Source organism: Streptomyces sp. NPDC091682 (assembly GCF_044756625.1).
GTDB lineage: Bacteria > Actinomycetota > Actinomycetes > Streptomycetales > Streptomycetaceae > Streptomyces.
In genome coordinates this window covers 179,589-195,213 of sequence record NZ_JBIVTH010000001.1, presented here as the reverse complement: position 1 = coordinate 195,213, position 15,625 = coordinate 179,589, and the positions used below count along the sequence as shown (strand labels likewise).

Sequence of the window (15,625 nt, the reverse complement as noted above, 5' to 3'; positions counted from 1 at the left end):
TTAACTCGCCCGCCCCGCGCCGTTCACATGGATTCCGCGTACGGGCCACAGTGAATGACGGGCGGCGCCCTAATGTCTCGCAGGTGCCCAAGCTCTCTGTTGTCGTGCCGTTCTACAACGTGCAGACGTACGCACCGGACGCCCTGAGGAGTCTCGAACTCAATGCCCGGGAGGATTTCGAGTTCCTGCTCGTCGACGACTGCTCGACGGACGGGACGCCCGACCTGCTGGAACGGGCGGCGCGCGAGCTGCCGGGGGCGGTGCACCTCAGACACGAGCGCAACGGCGGCCTGGCCACCGCGCGGAACACCGGCCTGGACGCGGCCCGCGGCGAGTACCTGACCTTCTTGGACGGGGACGACTGGCTGGCGCCCGGCCACCTGGCCCGGACCTTGGCCGCCATAGAGTCCCTGAGCTGCGATTTCGTCCGTACCGACCATGTGCGGTGCACCGGCCGCACGCGGAGCGTGCAGCGCGTCCCCTACGGCCCGCAATCGGTGGTCGCCGCGCCGCGCGCCGCGATCCTGCCCGCCGACCGGGCCACCTCGGTGGACTATCCGTACGCCTGGGCCGGGATGTACCACCGGCGGCTGCTGGACCGCGGGGTGCTGCACTTCACCGACGGGCTGCGGACCGCGGAGGACCGGCCGTGGATCTGGCGGCTGCACCGGGAGGCGGAGTCGTTCGCCGCGGTCGGGCTGCCCGGTATCTTCTATCGGCGCGGGGTTTCCACTTCGTTGACGCAGGTGGGGGACGAACGGCAGCTCGATTTCATCCGCGCATTCGATCAAGTGCTCGCGGAGGTCATCGCCGATCGAGAATGCGATCGACTGCTCCCGAAAGCCGTCCGAACCTATTGTGCAATTATAGCCCACCATTTCGGGTCCATCGAAAGGTTCGAGCCGGACGTGGCCAAGAAACTCCGTCTCATGAGCTCGGCCGCGCTCGGCCGCATGCCGCAGGACGTACTGGACCAGGCCCTGGACTCGATGGACGTCGAACGCTCCACCGTGCTGCGCCGCCTGCGCACCGGCCGCCGCCCCGCCCCGTCGGGAGCGGGTGCCCGATGACCACCCAGATCTTCCTGGCCTCCACCCTCTACGGTGCGGCCACGCTCGCGGCGGGAATCGACGCGGGATCCTTCCCGCCCGCCGGCCGCCGCATCCTGCTGACCAGCAACCACGCCGTCACGGCCGAGGTCACCCCGGGGGTCACGGACATGCCGGGCTTCGCCGCCCTGCGCCCCCGCTTCGACGAGGTCCTCGACTGGAACCGCGTCATCGAGCCGCAGCACCCGAGCACCTGGGCCCCGCGCGCGGAGGACGTCCCGATCTGGGAGCGGCAGCTGCGCACGCTGTGGAACCTGGGCGAGGACCGGGTCGAGCTGATCGTGGAGTCCCTCCAGGTCCCGCCGGCCCAGAGCCTGTGCCGGCTCTTCCCGGGCGCGGCCGTCGACGTCTACGCCGACGGGCTCATGAGCTACGGACCCACCCGCTTCCGCCTCGACCCCCAGCTCGGGATGCGGGTGCGGCGGGTGCTCCACCTGGACCTGGTGCCCGGGCTGGAGCCGCTGCTGCTGACGGAGTTCGGGGTGCGGGTGGAACTGGTGCCGACGCAGCCGTTCCTCAAGGTCCTCGCGGAGCTCGCCGATGCCACCGCGGACGGGGCACCCTGGCCCACCGACCCTCCGGCCCTCCTGCTGGGCCAGTACCTCTCCGCGCTCGACCTGATGACCCTGGCCGAGGAGGAGGAGCTGCACGTGTCGATGGTCCGGGGCGCGCACGCCCTCGGCCACCGGGAGCTGGTCTTCAAACCGCACCCCGGCGCCCCGGCCGCGTACTGGCGCCGGGCCGAGGAGGAGGCCGAGCGGCTCGGCGCCCGGCTGACCGTGATCGCCGCCCCGGTCCTGGCCGAGACCCTCTACCAGCGGCTGCGCCCCGCGCTGGTCGTCGGCTGCTTCTCCACCGGGCTGCTGACCGCCGCCACGCTGTACGGGCTCCCCGTCGCCCGGACCGGCACCGACGCGGTGCTGGCCGCCCTGACCCCGTACCCGAACAGCAACCGGGTCCCGCTGGCCCTGGTGGACGCGCTGCTTCCGGACCTCGCGGACGCCGGGGCCGTCCGCGCCTGGACGCCACCGACCCCCGAGCAGGTCCGGGCGGAGCCGGCCGCGCTGCTCACCGCCGTCGGGTTCACCATGCAGCCGCAGATCCTGGCCGCCCGCCGCCCGGCGGCCGAGGCCTACCTGGCCAAGCGCCTGACCCCGCACACCTGGCGGTACTTCACGCGCCGCCGGCTGACCGCGCTCGGCCTGCCGGGCGGCATCCCGGCGCAGCTGTCGTTCCTGCCGCGCAGCCGGGCGGTGCGCCGGGCCGTGCGGCGGATGGGATGGCTGCGCCGGGTCATCAGCTGACGGCGAGCTTGGCCGCGAAGCCGAGGAAGAGCACGCCCGCCGCCGAGGTGGCCCCGGCCGACAGCCGCTTGCGGCGCCGGAAGGCCGCCGAGAGGCGGGTCCCGCCGAAGATCAGCATCGTCAGGTACAGGAAGCTGCCCGTCTGCAGCAGACCGCCCAGCAGCAGGAAGGACAGCGCCGGGTAGGCGTAGGACGGGTCCACGAACTGCACGAAGAAGGACATCAGGAAGAGGATGGCCTTCGGGTTGAGGAGGCTGATCAGCAGCGCCCTCCGGTAGGGCCGCTCGTTCTCGGCCGGATCGGCGGGGACGGCGGCCTCCGCCTCGGCCCGCTCGGCGCGCGTGCGCCACAGCGCCCAGGCACCCCGCATCATCCCCACGGCCAGCCAGGCCAGGTACCCGGCGCCGAGGAACTTCACCACGGTGAACACCAGTGGGCTCGCCCGCAGCAGCGCCCCGGCGCCCACGGCGGTCAGCAGCATGAGCACGGCATCGCCGGTGAACACCCCGGCGGCGGCCTTGTACCCGGTGCGCACCCCGCGGCGAGCGGCCACGGAGAGCACGTAGAGGGAGTTCGGCCCCGGCAGCAAAATGATCAGCACCAGGCCGGCGAGATAAGTCGGAAGATCTGTCACACCCAGCATGCGCAGGAGTGTCCCATAGGGTTGCACCTGTCGCGCCAGTGTGTTTCACCAGGTGGAACCGGTGGGCTCGTAGGTGCCCCACACCTCCCGCAGCGCCCCGCACACCTCCCCCACCGTGGCCCGGGCGCGCAGCGCCTCCTTCATCGGGTAGAGCACGTTCGCCGTCCCCGCCGCCGCCTCCTTCAGGGCCGCGAGCGCCGCCGCCACCGCCGCCCCGTCGCGCTCCGCCCGCAGCCGGGCCAGCGCCGCGCACTGCCGCGCCTCGATCGCCGGGTCCACGCGCAGCGGCTCGTACGGTTCCTCGTGTTCCAGCGCGAAGCGGTTGACCCCGACCACCACCCGCTCCCCGTTCTCGGTCTCCTGCGCGATGCGGTAGGCGTTCCGCTCGATCTCGGCCTTCTGGAACCCGGCCTCGATCGCGGCGACCGCCCCGCCCCGGTCCTCGATCCGGCGCATCAGCGCGAGCGCCGCCGCCTCCAGTTCGTCCGTCATCCGCTCCACCGCGTACGACCCGGCGAAGGGGTCCACGGTGTGCGGCACGTCCGTCTCGTGCGCGAGGACCTGCTGGGTGCGCAGCGCGAGGCGGGCGGACTTCTCGGTCGGGAGCGCGATCGCCTCGTCGAAGGAGTTGGTGTGCAGCGACTGGGTGCCGCCGAGGACGGCGGCCAGGGCCTGTACGGCCACCCGTACGAGGTTCAGTTCCGGCTGCTGCGCGGTGAGCTGGACCCCCGCGGTCTGGGTGTGGAAGCGCAGCATCAGCGACTTCGGGTCCCGAGCCCCGAACTCCTCCCGCATGACGCGGGCCCAGATCCGCCGGGCCGCGCGGAACTTCGCGACCTCCTCCAGCAGGGTGGTGCGGGCGACGAAGAAGAAGGAGAGCCGGGGCGCGAACGCGTCGACCTCCATCCCGGCCGCCAGGGCCGTCCGGACGTAGGCGATGCCGTCTGCGAGGGTGAAGGCCACCTCCTGCGCGGGCGAGGCGCCGGCTTCGGCCATGTGGTAGCCGGAGATGGAGATCGTGTTCCAGCGGGGGATCTCGGCGCGGCAGTAGCGGAAGGTGTCGGCCGTCAGTCGTAGCGAGGGGCCGGGCGGGAAGATGTACGTCCCGCGCGCGATGTACTCCTTCAGTACGTCGTTCTGGACCGTCCCCGTCAGTTGCGTGCCCGAGATGCCCTGTTCCTCCGCCACCAGTTGGTAGAGCAGCAGGAGCAGCGCGGCGGGCGCGTTGATCGTCATCGAGGTGGAGACCCGGTCGAGGGGGATCCCGTCGAACAGCGTCCGCATGTCGTCGAGCGAATCGACGGCGACGCCGACCTTGCCGACCTCGCCCTGCGCGAGGGGGGCGTCGGAGTCGTGCCCCATCTGGGTCGGCAGGTCGAAGGCGACGGACAGCCCGGTGCCGCCGCCCTCGATGAGCTGCCGGTAGCGGGCGTTGGACTCGGTGGCCGTGCCGAAGCCGGCGTACTGCCGCATCGTCCACGGCCGACCGGTGTACATGTTCGGATAAATCCCCCGCGTGTAGGGGAAGTCGCCGGGCTGCCCGAGCTCGGCCGCCGGGTCCCACCCCGTCAGGTCATCGGGCCCGTAGACGGGTTCGATGGGGATTCCGCTCTCGGTGTGTGCCATGTGACGCAGTCCTCCGTCGAGCAAGCGGGCCCGGGACCGGCGGGACCTCCCCGAGCCCCCGCTGGGGCGCCCCCAGCCGCGCATCGCTTCGCAAGGCTGCGGACGGCTGCCGGTCACAATGGCGCAACATCCCGGAGCCGAGCGCAACTGTCCACGCACGCGGAGCATCACCTAGATACACGACGTAGAAACCGGGGGGACTGCAATGCAGCGCCAGAGAGTCATAATCCGCACGATCGGGGTGGCAACCGCCGTCGCACTCGCCGCGACCGCCTGCGGATCGCAGAAGACGGAGCCCGTCGCCTCCGCCTCCTCGGTTCCGTCCTCGCCCACGGCGGGCAGCTCCCCCGAAGCGTCCCCCTCCACCGACAACAAGCCCGGCGAGGCCTCGGCGTCCCCGTCCGCCTCCGCCTCCGCCTCCTCCTCCGCGTCGGCCTCCCCCTCCTCCTCCCCTTCGCCGTCGGTGAAGCAGATCATGGCCAACGGCGACGAGAACGAGCAGGTGCGCGAGCTCCAGGCCCGGCTGCGCCAGCTCAAGCTGATGTCGGTCGCACCGACCGGCTTCTACGGTTCCAAGACGACCGCCGCGGTCAAGTCCTTCCAGTCGAAGCACGGGCTGAACGCGACCGGCTCGGTCGACGAGGCCAGCTGGAAGAAGATCCAGAGCGACAGCAAGAAGCCCACCGCCGACGAGCTGCGTCCGTCGACCGTCAACGAGGTCGACGCCCCGGACCCGCGCTGCATGCAGGGCCGCGTCATGTGCATCAGCAAGGAGAGCCGCACGCTCGCCTGGATGATCGACGGCAAGGTCGTCTCGACGATGGACGTGCGCTTCGGCTCCGAGAACACCCCGACCCGCGAGGGCGTGTTCGACGTGGGCTGGAAGGCCAAGGAGTGGACGTCGACGATCTACCACACGCCGATGCCGTACGCGATGTTCTTCAGCGGCGGCCAGGCGGTGCACTTCTCGGCCGACTTCGCGGCCCGCGGCTACAACGGGGCCTCGCACGGCTGTGTGAACGTCCGGGACAAGGGGAAGCTCTCGGCGCTGTTCGACCAGGTGCGGGTCGGCGACAAGGTCGTCGTCTACTGGTGATGCCCGCCGGGGCGGGGGGGGCGGGACCGCCGTCCGGTCCCGCGGTGCCCGAGACCGTGCCCGAGGCCGCACCCGCGCCCGGGCCCGCGACGGACAGGAAGCAAGCGAAAAGCCCGAGGCATCGCCTCGGGCTTCTTCGGTTCCCGGTCCGAACGTAATGGGCGCGGGCAGGGCCGGGGGAACGTGCCCCGCCCGCGCCGGTTGCGCAGAGCCCAGGGGTACGGGGGGAACCCCGGCTCATGCGCGGCCGATGACCAGTCGGCTCGATATGTACTGCGCCACCGGTTCGAAAAGTGTTACAGGCAGGTCAGCACATGCATCAACGGCCGGTGCGCAGGTCGACCGAACCCCGCGGAATCGCCGGCGTCAGGGTCGGCGCCCTGAGCGTCCCGCCCTCCAGGGTGCCGCTGCGCTTGCCGCCGGAGCTCCCGTCGTCGAGCACCGACTTGCAGTAGTCCGGGATCCGGGTGAGGCCGTTGGCCAGGCGCGAGAGCCGCTCGCGGCGGGTCTCGTCGAGCCGGCCCGCTTTGAACTCCGTGCAGAGGTCAGCGACCTTGAGACGGTTCTCGCCTTCGCGGTCCCGGTCCTTGCCGGCCGTGTCGCCGCCACCGAAGGTGTCCCGGTCGCCGTCCTTGCTGCCCGTACTGCCCGTGCCGCCCGAGGCCGCCGCGCCGCCCTGGAGGTCCTTGCCCGAGCGGGTCGTCGCCGACGAGCCCGAGGAGGTGCCGTCGCCCGCGCCGGTCCCGGGCGTCGCGGCAGGCCCGTCCGTACCGGGCGGCTGCGCCGTACCGGGGGCGTGCGTCGGATTCGAGCCACTCGGCAGTGAGGTGGGCGTGGGCTTCGGACTGGCGCTCGGAGCTCCGCTGCCGATGCCCAGGGCCGGGTCCTCGCCGGCACTCACGGACATCGCCGGACCGGGTCCCGCGCTGTCGTGCCGGGACCGCTCCAGCAGCCCGGCGCCCGCCGCGGCGGCCAGTCCGCCGACGGCGACACTGGCCAGGGCCGCCGCCAGGCCGAAGCTCACGGCCCGGCCGCGCCGGGGCGCGGGCGGAGGCACGATGCGGCCGAGGTCGACCAGGGGTTCGGCGGACACGGCCGTCACGGGAAACGCCCCGGAAGGAATCGCGGACGGGCGCGCGCCGCCGCGCGCCGTACGGAAGGCGGCCACCGCCGCGTCCTCACCGGGCAGTTCCGTGCCCGCGGGCAGCGGACCTTTCACGCCACCGAGGGCGTCCAGGGCGGCACGCAGCCGCGCGGCCTCGTTCCGGGCACGCTGATCGGCGGCCGGCCCCACAGGTTCCACCGGTTCGCCGCGCAGCAGTTTTTCCGCAGCGGCTTCGTCCAGCCACCTGTTGCGCTCGTCGGCCATCACATGTCCTTCTGCGTCCGCCAACGTGAATCCGTCACACCGGTTTGTTCTACGAAGCCCCCGCTCCGGCCACGCTGCGCGGGTACGGCGTCGAGATCCCTCCCGCCCCCGCCGCCCCATGCCTGGCCACGGGCATTATGGCCGACCGTCGGAGCCGGATCCGATCCGGTGTCCGGGTCCGGTTCGAAGCCACCCTCCGTACCGAGCAGCTCGGCCAGCTTCTTCAGGCCCCGGTGGGCCGCGGTCCGTACGGCACCGGGCCGCTTGCCCAGGGTCTCGGCCGCGCTCTTGGCGTCCAGCCCGACCACGACGCGCAGGACGACGGCCTCGGCCTGGTCCTGCGGCAGCTGCGCGATGAGCGCCATGGTGCGCCCGGTGTCGAGGGACTCCATGGCCGCGCCCGCGGTGTCGCACTCGGCGGCCCAACTCGTCAGCTCGGTGTCGTCGCCGCCGATGGCGGGGCGGCGGCCGCGCATGCGGATGTGGTCGAGGGCGCGGTTGCGGGCGATGCGGGCCGCCCAGCCGCGGAAGCGGTCGGCGTCGCCCGTGAAGGAGTCGAGGTCGCGGGCGATCTGCAGCCAGGCTTCCGAGGTCACGTCCTCCGCGTCGCCGTCCCCGACGAGCGTGCGTACGTATCCCAGCAGCCGTGGGTGCACGGCGCGGTACACAGCACGGAACGCGTTCTCGTCGCCGTCCTGTGCCGCGAGCACCGCGGCGGTCAGCTCCGCGTCGTCCCCCAGCAAAGTCCCCAACCCGTTCACTGTCCTGTACGTGTGGCGCAAATCAGCACGTTACGGCTTTCAAGCACCTCTCGTCCACGAGTGATACAACGCGCAACCAATCCTGTGCGGAGCGAGGTGTGACAGAAAACGCACCCGAGGCGCTGACAGGGGTACGGGCTTGTCGCACGAGCCCGTGACGGACGGCGACCGGGGCCTCTCCTGTGGGGGGTGGCGGCCTCGGTCGCCCTCCCCTTCCCGGGGCCCTCACCCTGCCCGTCCGTGGCGCTCACGTCATCCTTTCGACTCACTTCCGGGTGAAATCCCCGAATCGGTACGACACACCCTGCCCTGCGTCGATAGCGTGGCGGTACACCCCCGCCGCGCCCCGAGGAGCCCCCTGCTGTCCAGCCACCTTCCGGCACAGGCCCCAGGGCGCACCTCCCGGACCGGATCCACGGGAAGCTCCGCCCCTCCTCACGGATTCGGACTGGCCCGGTTCAACGCCCTGTCCCCCGAAGCCGCCCGGGCCGTCCTGCTGCACTGCTGCGGAAGCCGCCGCTGGGCGCACCGGGTGGCGGCGCACCGCCCCTACCCGGACTCCGCGACCCTGCTCGCCGCCGCCGACGAGGCCTCGTACGACCTCTCGCAGGGCGACCTGACCGAGGCCCTGGCCGCGGAGTGCTCGGCGGAGCTGGACCACGGGGCTCCGTACGCCGCCCTGCTGGCCCTCGACGCGGCCCACGCGGAGTACGAACGAAAGTTCGGCCACGCCTTCGTGATCTGCCTCGACGGGCACCCGCCGGAGGAGCAGGCCGACCAGTTGCTGGGCGCGATCCGCCGCAGGATGGGCCACGAGGTCGACGAGGAGCGCTCGATCTCCGCTGACGAGCTGCGTCGTGTCGCTCAGGCCCGGCTCCGGGATCTGACACGCTGGCTGACCTCTCCGGATGGGCTGACTGCCACGGAAATCGGGCTATTCGCCCCTGTGGGATAGCCCGTACGTGCCTGTTTGATCACACCGATGGACCCCGCGCAAGGGAACCGACAAAGCGTCGCTACGATGTCCGGGGCCGGAGGACCGTACCCGGCCGGGCCCGACCGACAAAGAAGCCGGCTGGCCCCCGCCCCGCTTCCGGAGGGTTTTCCGTGCCGGCTGGAACGTTGTACCGCGGCCGGGAAGGAATGTGGTCCTGGGTGGCTCATCGAGTCACCGGCGTCCTCATCTTCTTCTTCCTGTTCGTACACGTCCTCGACACCGCTCTCGTCCGCGTCTCCCCCGAGGCGTACGACGATGTCGTGGCTACCTACAAGACTCCGATCGTCGCGCTGCTGGAGTACGGCCTCGTCGCCGCCATCCTGTTCCACGCGCTCAACGGTCTCCGTGTCATCGCCGTGGACTTCTGGTCCAAGGGCCCGCGCTACCAGAAGCAGATGCTCTGGACCGTCGTGGGCATCTGGGTCGTGATGATGGCCCTGGCCCTGTACCCCGTACTGGGCCACGCCTACCTTGAACTGTTCGGGAAGTGACACGCATGTCTTCTGACACTTCTTTCGAAAAGGGCGTCGGCGACGTGGAGGGCGTTTCCCTCTACGACGTGGACAACCCGGCGCCTTACATCGAGGCCCCGCGCAAGCGGACCGGCAAGACCCCGCGCTCGACCCGCGGCAACTTCGAGATGGTCGCGTGGCTCTTCATGCGCCTCTCGGGCATCGTGCTCGTCGTCCTGGTCATCGGCCACCTCGTGATCCAGCTGGTGCTCGACGGCGGCGTGTCCAAGATCGGCTTCGCCTTCGTGGCCGGCCGCTGGGCCTCCCCGTTCTGGCAGGTCTGGGACCTGCTGATGCTGTGGCTGGCCATGCTGCACGGCGCCAACGGCCTGCGTACCGTCATCAACGACTACGCGGAGCGTGCCAACACGCGGCTGTGGCTGAAGGGCCTGCTCTACACCGCCACGGTGTTCACCATCCTTCTGGGCACGCTGGTGATCTTCACCTTCGACCCGAACATCCGCTAGGCAACGGGGCTGAGGCGAAACCAATGAAGATCCACAAGTACGACACCGTCATCGTCGGCGCCGGTGGCGCGGGCATGCGCGCCGCCATCGAGTCGACGAAGCGCAGCCGCACCGCCGTGCTGACGAAGCTGTACCCCACCCGCTCCCACACGGGCGCCGCGCAGGGCGGCATGGCCGCCGCGCTGGCCAACGTGGAAGAGGACAACTGGGAGTGGCACACCTTCGACACGGTCAAGGGCGGTGACTACCTGGTCGACCAGGACGCCGCCGAGATCCTGGCGAAGGAGGCCATCGACGCCGTCCTCGACCTGGAGAAGATGGGCCTGCCGTTCAACCGCACCCCGGACGGCACCATCGACCAGCGCCGCTTCGGCGGCCACTCGCGCAACCACGGCGAGGCCCCGGTCCGCCGGTCCTGCTACGCCGCGGACCGCACCGGTCACATGATCCTCCAGACGCTGTACCAGAACTGCGTCAAGGAGGGCGTGGAGTTCTTCAACGAGTTCTACGTCCTGGACCAGCTCCTGGTCGAGGAGGACGGCGTCAAGAAGTCGGCCGGTGTGGTCGCGTACGAGCTCGCCACCGGCGAGATCCACGTGTTCCAGGCCAAGGCCGTCATCTACGCCTCCGGCGGCACCGGCAAGTTCTTCAAGGTGACCTCCAACGCGCACACCCTCACGGGTGACGGCCAAGCGGCCTGCTACCGCCGCGGCCTGCCGCTGGAGGACATGGAGTTCTTCCAGTTCCACCCGACGGGCATCTGGCGCATGGGCATCCTGCTGACGGAGGGCGCCCGCGGTGAGGGCGGCATCCTCCGCAACAAGGACGGCGAGCGCTTCATGGAGAAGTACGCGCCGGTCATGAAGGACCTCGCGTCCCGTGACGTCGTCTCGCGCTCCATCTACACCGAGATCCGTGAGGGCCGCGGCTGCGGTCCGGCCGGTGACCACGTGTACCTGGACCTCACGCACCTGCCGCCGGAGCAGCTCGACGCGAAGCTCCCGGACATCACCGAGTTCGCGCGCACCTACCTGGGCATCGAGCCGTACACGGACCCGATCCCGATCCAGCCCACCGCGCACTACGCCATGGGCGGCATCCCGACCAACGTCGAGGGTGAGGTCCTGTCGGACAACACCACCGTCGTCCCGGGCCTGTACGCGGCCGGCGAGGTCGCGTGCGTGTCGGTGCACGGCGCGAACCGCCTGGGCACCAACTCGCTGCTGGACATCAACGTCTTCGGCAAGCGCTCCGGCATCGCCGCCGCCAAGTACTCCCAGGAGAACGACTTCGTCGAGCTCCCGGAGAACCCGGCGCAGCAGGTGGCCGACCTCGTCGAGCACCTGCGCAACTCCACGGGCAACGAGCGGGTCGCCGACCTGCGTCTGGAGCTCCAGGAGACGATGGACGCGTGCGTGATGGTGTTCCGTACGGAGCAGACCATCAAGACCGCGGTCGAGAAGATCGCGGAGCTGCGCGAGCGCTACAAGAACGTGTCCGTCCAGGACAAGGGCAAGCGCTTCAACACGGACCTGCTGGAGGCCATCGAGCTGGGCAACCTGCTCGACCTGGCCGAGGTCATGGCCGTGTCCGCCCTGGCGCGCAAGGAGTCCCGCGGCGGTCACTACCGCGAGGACTACCCGAACCGCGACGACGTCAACTTCATGCGCCACACCATGGCGTACCGCGAGGTCGGCGACGACGGCAAGGACTCCGTCCGGCTGGACTACAAGCCCGTCGTCGTCACCCGCTACCAGCCGATGGAGCGTAAGTACTGATGGCCACCCCCACCCTGGACAAGATGGAGGCGGCGGCCGCCGCCTCGCCGTTCATCACGGTCACCTTCCGGATCCGCCGCTTCAACCCGGAGATCTCCGAGGAGTCGACCTGGCAGGACTTCCAGGTCGAGATCGACCCGAAGGAGCGCGTGCTCGACGGTCTCCACAAGATCAAGTGGGACCTCGACGGCACGCTGACCTTCCGTCGCTCGTGCGCGCACGGCATCTGCGGCTCCGACGCGATGCGGATCAACGGCAAGAACAGGCTCGCCTGCAAGACGCTGATCAAGGACATCAACCCGGAGAAGCCGATCACCGTCGAGGCCATCAAGGGCCTCACGGTGATGAAGGACCTCGTGGTCGACATGGAGCCCTTCTTCCAGGCCTACCGCGACGTCATGCCGTTCCTGGTCACCAAGGGCAACGAGCCGACGCGCGAGCGCCTGCAGTCCGCCGAGGACCGCGAGCGCTTCGACGACACCACCAAGTGCATCCTGTGCGCCGCGTGCACGTCCTCGTGCCCGGTGTTCTGGAACGACGGCCAGTACTTCGGCCCGGCGGCGATCGTCAACGCGCACCGCTTCATCTTCGACTCGCGCGACGAGGCCGGCGAGCAGCGGCTGGAGATCCTGAACGACAAGGACGGCGTGTGGCGCTGCCGCACGACCTTCAACTGCACCGACGCGTGCCCGCGTGGCATCGAGGTCACGAAGGCGATCCAGGAAGTCAAGCGTGCGCTGATCACGCGCCGCTTCTGACCTTCCGGTCCGAGTGCGAAGGCCCCGTCCCCGGTTCGCCCGGGGGCGGGGCCTCGTCGTTCCCCCGCAGATCATGGCGCATTGGTGTCTCGCGGCTCGTGTGCGCCGCGGATACCGTCCGGCAAGGAACCGGGGAGGGATCCGTGGAGGAGACGGCCGCATACGAGGTCTGGCACGGCGACACCTTGGTCGGTGCGCTCTGGGACGTGCATGTCGATCAACCGTGGTTCCTCTGCCGTTTCGTGCCGGCAGCCGGCTGGGATGAGCTCGGTCCGCTCTTCGCCGCTCAGGAGGAGGCACGACGTGAGCGCTTTCCCGAGCACCTGATCGGCGCGCTCGCCGCTGTGCGAGAACTCGGTGTGGAACTGCGGCCTGTGGTGGGCGGTGAGCCGATCCGCCCGTGGATGATCTATCTCAGCGAGGGGCGGTCAAGCTTTCGGTACTGACCCTCGTCGTCACCCCTTGTGCACGCGCGAAGTCGGGCCAAGCCCGGGGACCGCTCTGTCCCCGCCTCCCGGCAAGCACGGAGGGCAAGTTGGTGCGCAAGCACGTCACGGCCCCGGTCGGTGCGGCGCTCTGACCTGGGTTGGGGAGCGGGGGTACGGGGCGGGGGTCCCTGTGGAAGGATCGACTGCATGAGCGAGCAGCAGCCGAATCCGTACACGAGCGACCCCGCCGGCCAGGGCGGTCAGCCGGGCACGCCCGCCACGCCCGGTCAGGGTGACTACAAGTGGGGTCCCGGCGAAGCCAGTTACGGCTACCCGCAGCCCTACCCGACGGCGCCGGCCTACCAGCCGACCATCGGCGGCGCCGGCTTTCCGACCCCCGCCTACAGCACCGCCGTTCCGGTCGGCGGAGCCGGTCTGTCCCTCGGTGACATCACCGTCGCCGGGGACCAGATCATCACCCCGTCGGGCAACATGCCGCTCCGGGGCGCGATGTGGAACGCGACCGATTTCTCGCGCACCGAGGAGAAGATCCCGCCGCACGCGATCGTGCTCGCGATCATCTTCTTCCTCTTCTGCCTGCTCGGACTGCTCTTCCTGCTGATGAAGCAGAAGACCACCACCGGCTACATCCAGGTCACGGTCACCAGCGGTGGCCGCCACCACTCCACGATGATCCCGGCGGTGGACGCGTACACCTACCAGTGGGTGATGTCCCAGGTGAGCTACGCGCGGTCGCTGAGCATGTGAGGCCCGCGCTCCGCCGGGCGGGGCCTGAGCCGGCCCAGCGTGTAGCCGCCGGCCGCCGGATCCAGGGAGCGGGTGGCCTCTTTGAAGAGGTACTCGGCCCGCTCGTAGGAGAGGCGGCGCCGGCCCGTGTCCGGGCAGAGGTCGGCCGGTGCGGGCGTCCGACCCGGTCCGGGCCGCCGGTCAGAGAGGAACACCGGGCCCCGGGTCCGGCCGGCCAGCAGCCCGGGTAGGAGACGGGCGGTCCCCGAGCGCCAGCTCACCCAGGTGCGGCCGGCCGGAGCCCGGCGGTCCGCGAGGTCGAGGTCCTCGACGTTCAGCGAGAGGACCGCCTTCACCCCGGCCCCCGACTCGAACAGGAGCCGCCACAGCGTCCGTTCGCGCAGCGGCAGGTCCGGACGGCCGCAGAGCGCGTCGAGCTGGGCGGGGCCCAGCGCCGGCGCCCGGGAGCCGGTCTCCTCCGCGCGCCGCTCCAGCCCTGCCGCGAGGTCGCCCAGGTCGGCCCAGGAGCCGAAGGACCGCACGGCCGAGCGGTGCCGGTTCCAGGTCCTGGCCGCCGCCCCGCCCCAGGCCGCCCTGACGACGCCGGCCACCTGGTCGGCCGTCAGGGAGGCCAGCGGTCGCCGGTCGCCGAGGTCCAGGAGCAGCCTGCGGAGGGTCTGTCCGTAGGAGCGGACCGTCGCCGGGTCCAGCTCGTCGCGGGCGAGGAAGTCGCGGGCGGCCTCCCCGAGCGTGGGTCCGTGACCGGTCGGGTCCGTGCCGGCGATCGCGTCCGCGCGCCGCTCCAGGAAGGCGCGCTCGGCGGCGTTGCGGGTGAGTGCTGCCGCCCGGTGGAACTCCAGCCGCGCTTCCTGCTGCCGGTCGAGGCGCACCAGCAGGTCTCCCCTGACGCTCGGCAGGAGGTGGTAGTCGCGCAGTGCGGGATCGGCGGCCAGGGAGTCGACCAGATCCAGACCGACCCGGGGGCCGTGGGCCATCCCGAGCGACACGGCCCGGTTGAGCTGGACGACCGGTGTCGGCAGCAGCTGCGCCAAGGCCCCGTACAGGCCGGCAATCCGGGCCCAGTCGGTGTCCTCGGCGGTGGTGGCCTGCGCATGGCACACGGCTATCGCCGCCTGGAGGAGGTACGGGCCGGGCGACGTACCGCCGACCTGCCGGGCGCGCAGCATGGCGGTGAACCCGCGGCGGATGAGCAGCTGGTCCCAGCGTCCGCGGTTCTGCTCGTGCAGCTGTACGGGCTCGCCCGACGGGCCGGTGCGGGCGGCCGAGCGGGAGGCCTGGATCTCCATCAGGGCCACGAGTGCGTGCGCCTCGGCCTCCTGTGGCGCCAGTTCCGCCAGCAGCCGGCCCAGCCGCAGGGCTTCGAGGCAGAGCCCGGGCCGCATCAGGTCGTCGCCCGAGGTCGCCGAGTAACCCTCGTTGAAGATCAGGTAGATGACCTCCAGGACGGACGAGAGGCGTTCGGGCAGTTCGGCTTCGTCCGGCAGGTCGAAGGGCACGCGCTGCTCGGCCAGCGTCCGCTTGGCGGCGGCGATGCGCTGGGCGATGGCGGGCCCGGTGACGAGGAAGGCGCGGGCGATCTCCTCGGCCGTCAGGCCGCCGAGCAGCCGGAGCGTCAGTGCGGCCCTGGCCCCGGTCGGCAGGACGGGGTGGCAGGAGATGAGCATCAGCCGCAGGACGTCGTCCTGTTCGGGTTCCCGCTGCTGTTCCAGCTCGTGGGCGAGCTGTTCCTGCTTGTGCGCCAGCCGCCGGTCGCGCCGGATGTGGTCGACCGCCCGCCGTTTGGCCGTGGTCGTCAGCCAGGCGCCGGGGTTGTCGGGGACGCCCGTGACGGGCCACTGTTCGAGTGCGGCGACGAGCGCGTCCTGGGCCAGTTCCTCGGCGAGGCCGACGTCGTGGACCATCCGCGTGAGCCCGGCGATGATCTTCGCGGACTCGAGCTTCCAGACGGCGTCGATCGTGCGATGGGTGTCCGGCACGGGCACGATCACAACACCGGCCCCGGCTCGCAC

Annotated in this window: 15 protein-coding genes; 10 read left to right on the top strand and 5 right to left on the bottom strand. The window is 70.9% G+C overall.

Going from position 1 to position 15,625, the window contains the following annotated elements; all coding sequences use genetic code 11:
- The first annotated feature begins 83 nt into the window (after positions 1–83).
- Positions 84–1,070, top strand: a complete 987-nt coding sequence (locus ACIQK6_RS00935; protein WP_329099452.1) for a glycosyltransferase family 2 protein — start codon at positions 84–86, stop codon at positions 1,068–1,070.
- Entirely contained in the window at positions 1,067–2,413 is a 1,347-nt protein-coding gene (locus ACIQK6_RS00930; protein WP_329099453.1) for a polysialyltransferase family glycosyltransferase, read from the top strand. Before ACIQK6_RS00935 ends, ACIQK6_RS00930 begins: the two co-directional genes overlap by 4 nt.
- Here ACIQK6_RS00930 and leuE read toward each other — a convergent pair.
- Entirely contained in the window at positions 2,406–3,056 is a 651-nt protein-coding gene (gene leuE / locus ACIQK6_RS00925; protein ID WP_189733146.1) for a leucine efflux protein LeuE, read from the bottom strand. The two genes, ACIQK6_RS00930 and leuE, sit on opposite strands and share 8 nt — an antisense overlap.
- A gap of 45 nt (positions 3,057–3,101) precedes the next feature.
- Positions 3,102–4,682, bottom strand: a complete 1,581-nt coding sequence (locus tag ACIQK6_RS00920) for a methylmalonyl-CoA mutase family protein (RefSeq protein ID WP_329099454.1) — start codon at positions 4,680–4,682, stop codon at positions 3,102–3,104.
- A 205-nt stretch (positions 4,683–4,887) separates the two neighbouring features.
- Between ACIQK6_RS00920 and ACIQK6_RS00915 the strand changes: the two genes are divergently transcribed.
- Positions 4,888–5,778, top strand: coding sequence for a peptidoglycan-binding protein (locus ACIQK6_RS00915; protein ID WP_402694062.1), 891 nt, complete (start codon positions 4,888–4,890; stop codon positions 5,776–5,778).
- A 319-nt stretch (positions 5,779–6,097) separates the two neighbouring features.
- Here the strand turns inward: ACIQK6_RS00915 and ACIQK6_RS00910 are convergent, their stop codons facing one another.
- Positions 6,098–7,147, bottom strand: a complete 1,050-nt coding sequence (locus ACIQK6_RS00910) for a hypothetical protein (RefSeq protein ID WP_402694061.1) — start codon at positions 7,145–7,147, stop codon at positions 6,098–6,100.
- On the bottom strand, positions 7,147–7,890 hold the full coding sequence (locus tag ACIQK6_RS00905) for an RNA polymerase sigma factor (RefSeq protein WP_329107709.1): 744 nt from the start codon (positions 7,888–7,890) through the stop codon (positions 7,147–7,149). Before ACIQK6_RS00905 ends, ACIQK6_RS00910 begins: the two co-directional genes overlap by 1 nt.
- Before the next feature lie 340 nt (positions 7,891–8,230).
- Between ACIQK6_RS00905 and ACIQK6_RS00900 the strand changes: the two genes are divergently transcribed.
- The 7 genes from ACIQK6_RS00900 to ACIQK6_RS00870 all read left to right on the top strand — a co-directional run bounded on the left by ACIQK6_RS00900 (position 8,231) and on the right by ACIQK6_RS00870 (position 13,616).
- On the top strand, positions 8,231–8,863 hold the full coding sequence (locus tag ACIQK6_RS00900) for a 2-oxo-4-hydroxy-4-carboxy-5-ureidoimidazoline decarboxylase (protein WP_329099457.1): 633 nt from the start codon (positions 8,231–8,233) through the stop codon (positions 8,861–8,863).
- 152 nt (positions 8,864–9,015) lie between these two features.
- On the top strand, positions 9,016–9,396 hold the full coding sequence (sdhC, locus tag ACIQK6_RS00895) for a succinate dehydrogenase, cytochrome b556 subunit (RefSeq protein ID WP_329099458.1): 381 nt from the start codon (positions 9,016–9,018) through the stop codon (positions 9,394–9,396).
- A 5-nt stretch (positions 9,397–9,401) separates the two neighbouring features.
- Positions 9,402–9,884 carry a succinate dehydrogenase hydrophobic membrane anchor subunit gene (locus tag ACIQK6_RS00890; protein ID WP_030010307.1) on the top strand — a complete coding sequence of 161 codons (483 nt, stop codon included), beginning with the start codon at positions 9,402–9,404 and terminating at the stop codon, positions 9,882–9,884.
- A gap of 23 nt (positions 9,885–9,907) precedes the next feature.
- Positions 9,908–11,662: a succinate dehydrogenase flavoprotein subunit gene (sdhA, locus tag ACIQK6_RS00885; RefSeq protein WP_329099459.1), complete on the top strand. Its 1,755-nt coding sequence runs from the start codon at positions 9,908–9,910 to the stop codon at positions 11,660–11,662.
- Positions 11,662–12,420 (top strand): succinate dehydrogenase iron-sulfur subunit, encoded by a 759-nt coding sequence (locus ACIQK6_RS00880; protein ID WP_189733159.1) that lies wholly within the window; start codon positions 11,662–11,664, stop codon positions 12,418–12,420. Before sdhA ends, ACIQK6_RS00880 begins: the two co-directional genes overlap by 1 nt.
- Before the next feature lie 143 nt (positions 12,421–12,563).
- A complete protein-coding gene (locus ACIQK6_RS00875) occupies positions 12,564–12,866 on the top strand; it encodes a hypothetical protein (RefSeq protein ID WP_329099460.1) in 303 nt (100 codons plus the stop codon).
- Between the two features lie 189 nt (positions 12,867–13,055).
- Complete coding sequence (locus tag ACIQK6_RS00870) at positions 13,056–13,616, top strand: hypothetical protein (RefSeq protein WP_329099461.1); 561 nt, start codon at positions 13,056–13,058, stop codon at positions 13,614–13,616.
- Here ACIQK6_RS00870 and ACIQK6_RS00865 read toward each other — a convergent pair.
- A complete protein-coding gene (locus ACIQK6_RS00865) occupies positions 13,592–15,592 on the bottom strand; it encodes an RNA polymerase sigma factor (RefSeq protein ID WP_329099462.1) in 2,001 nt (666 codons plus the stop codon). The two genes, ACIQK6_RS00870 and ACIQK6_RS00865, sit on opposite strands and share 25 nt — an antisense overlap.
- Positions 15,593–15,625 lie beyond the last annotated feature (33 nt).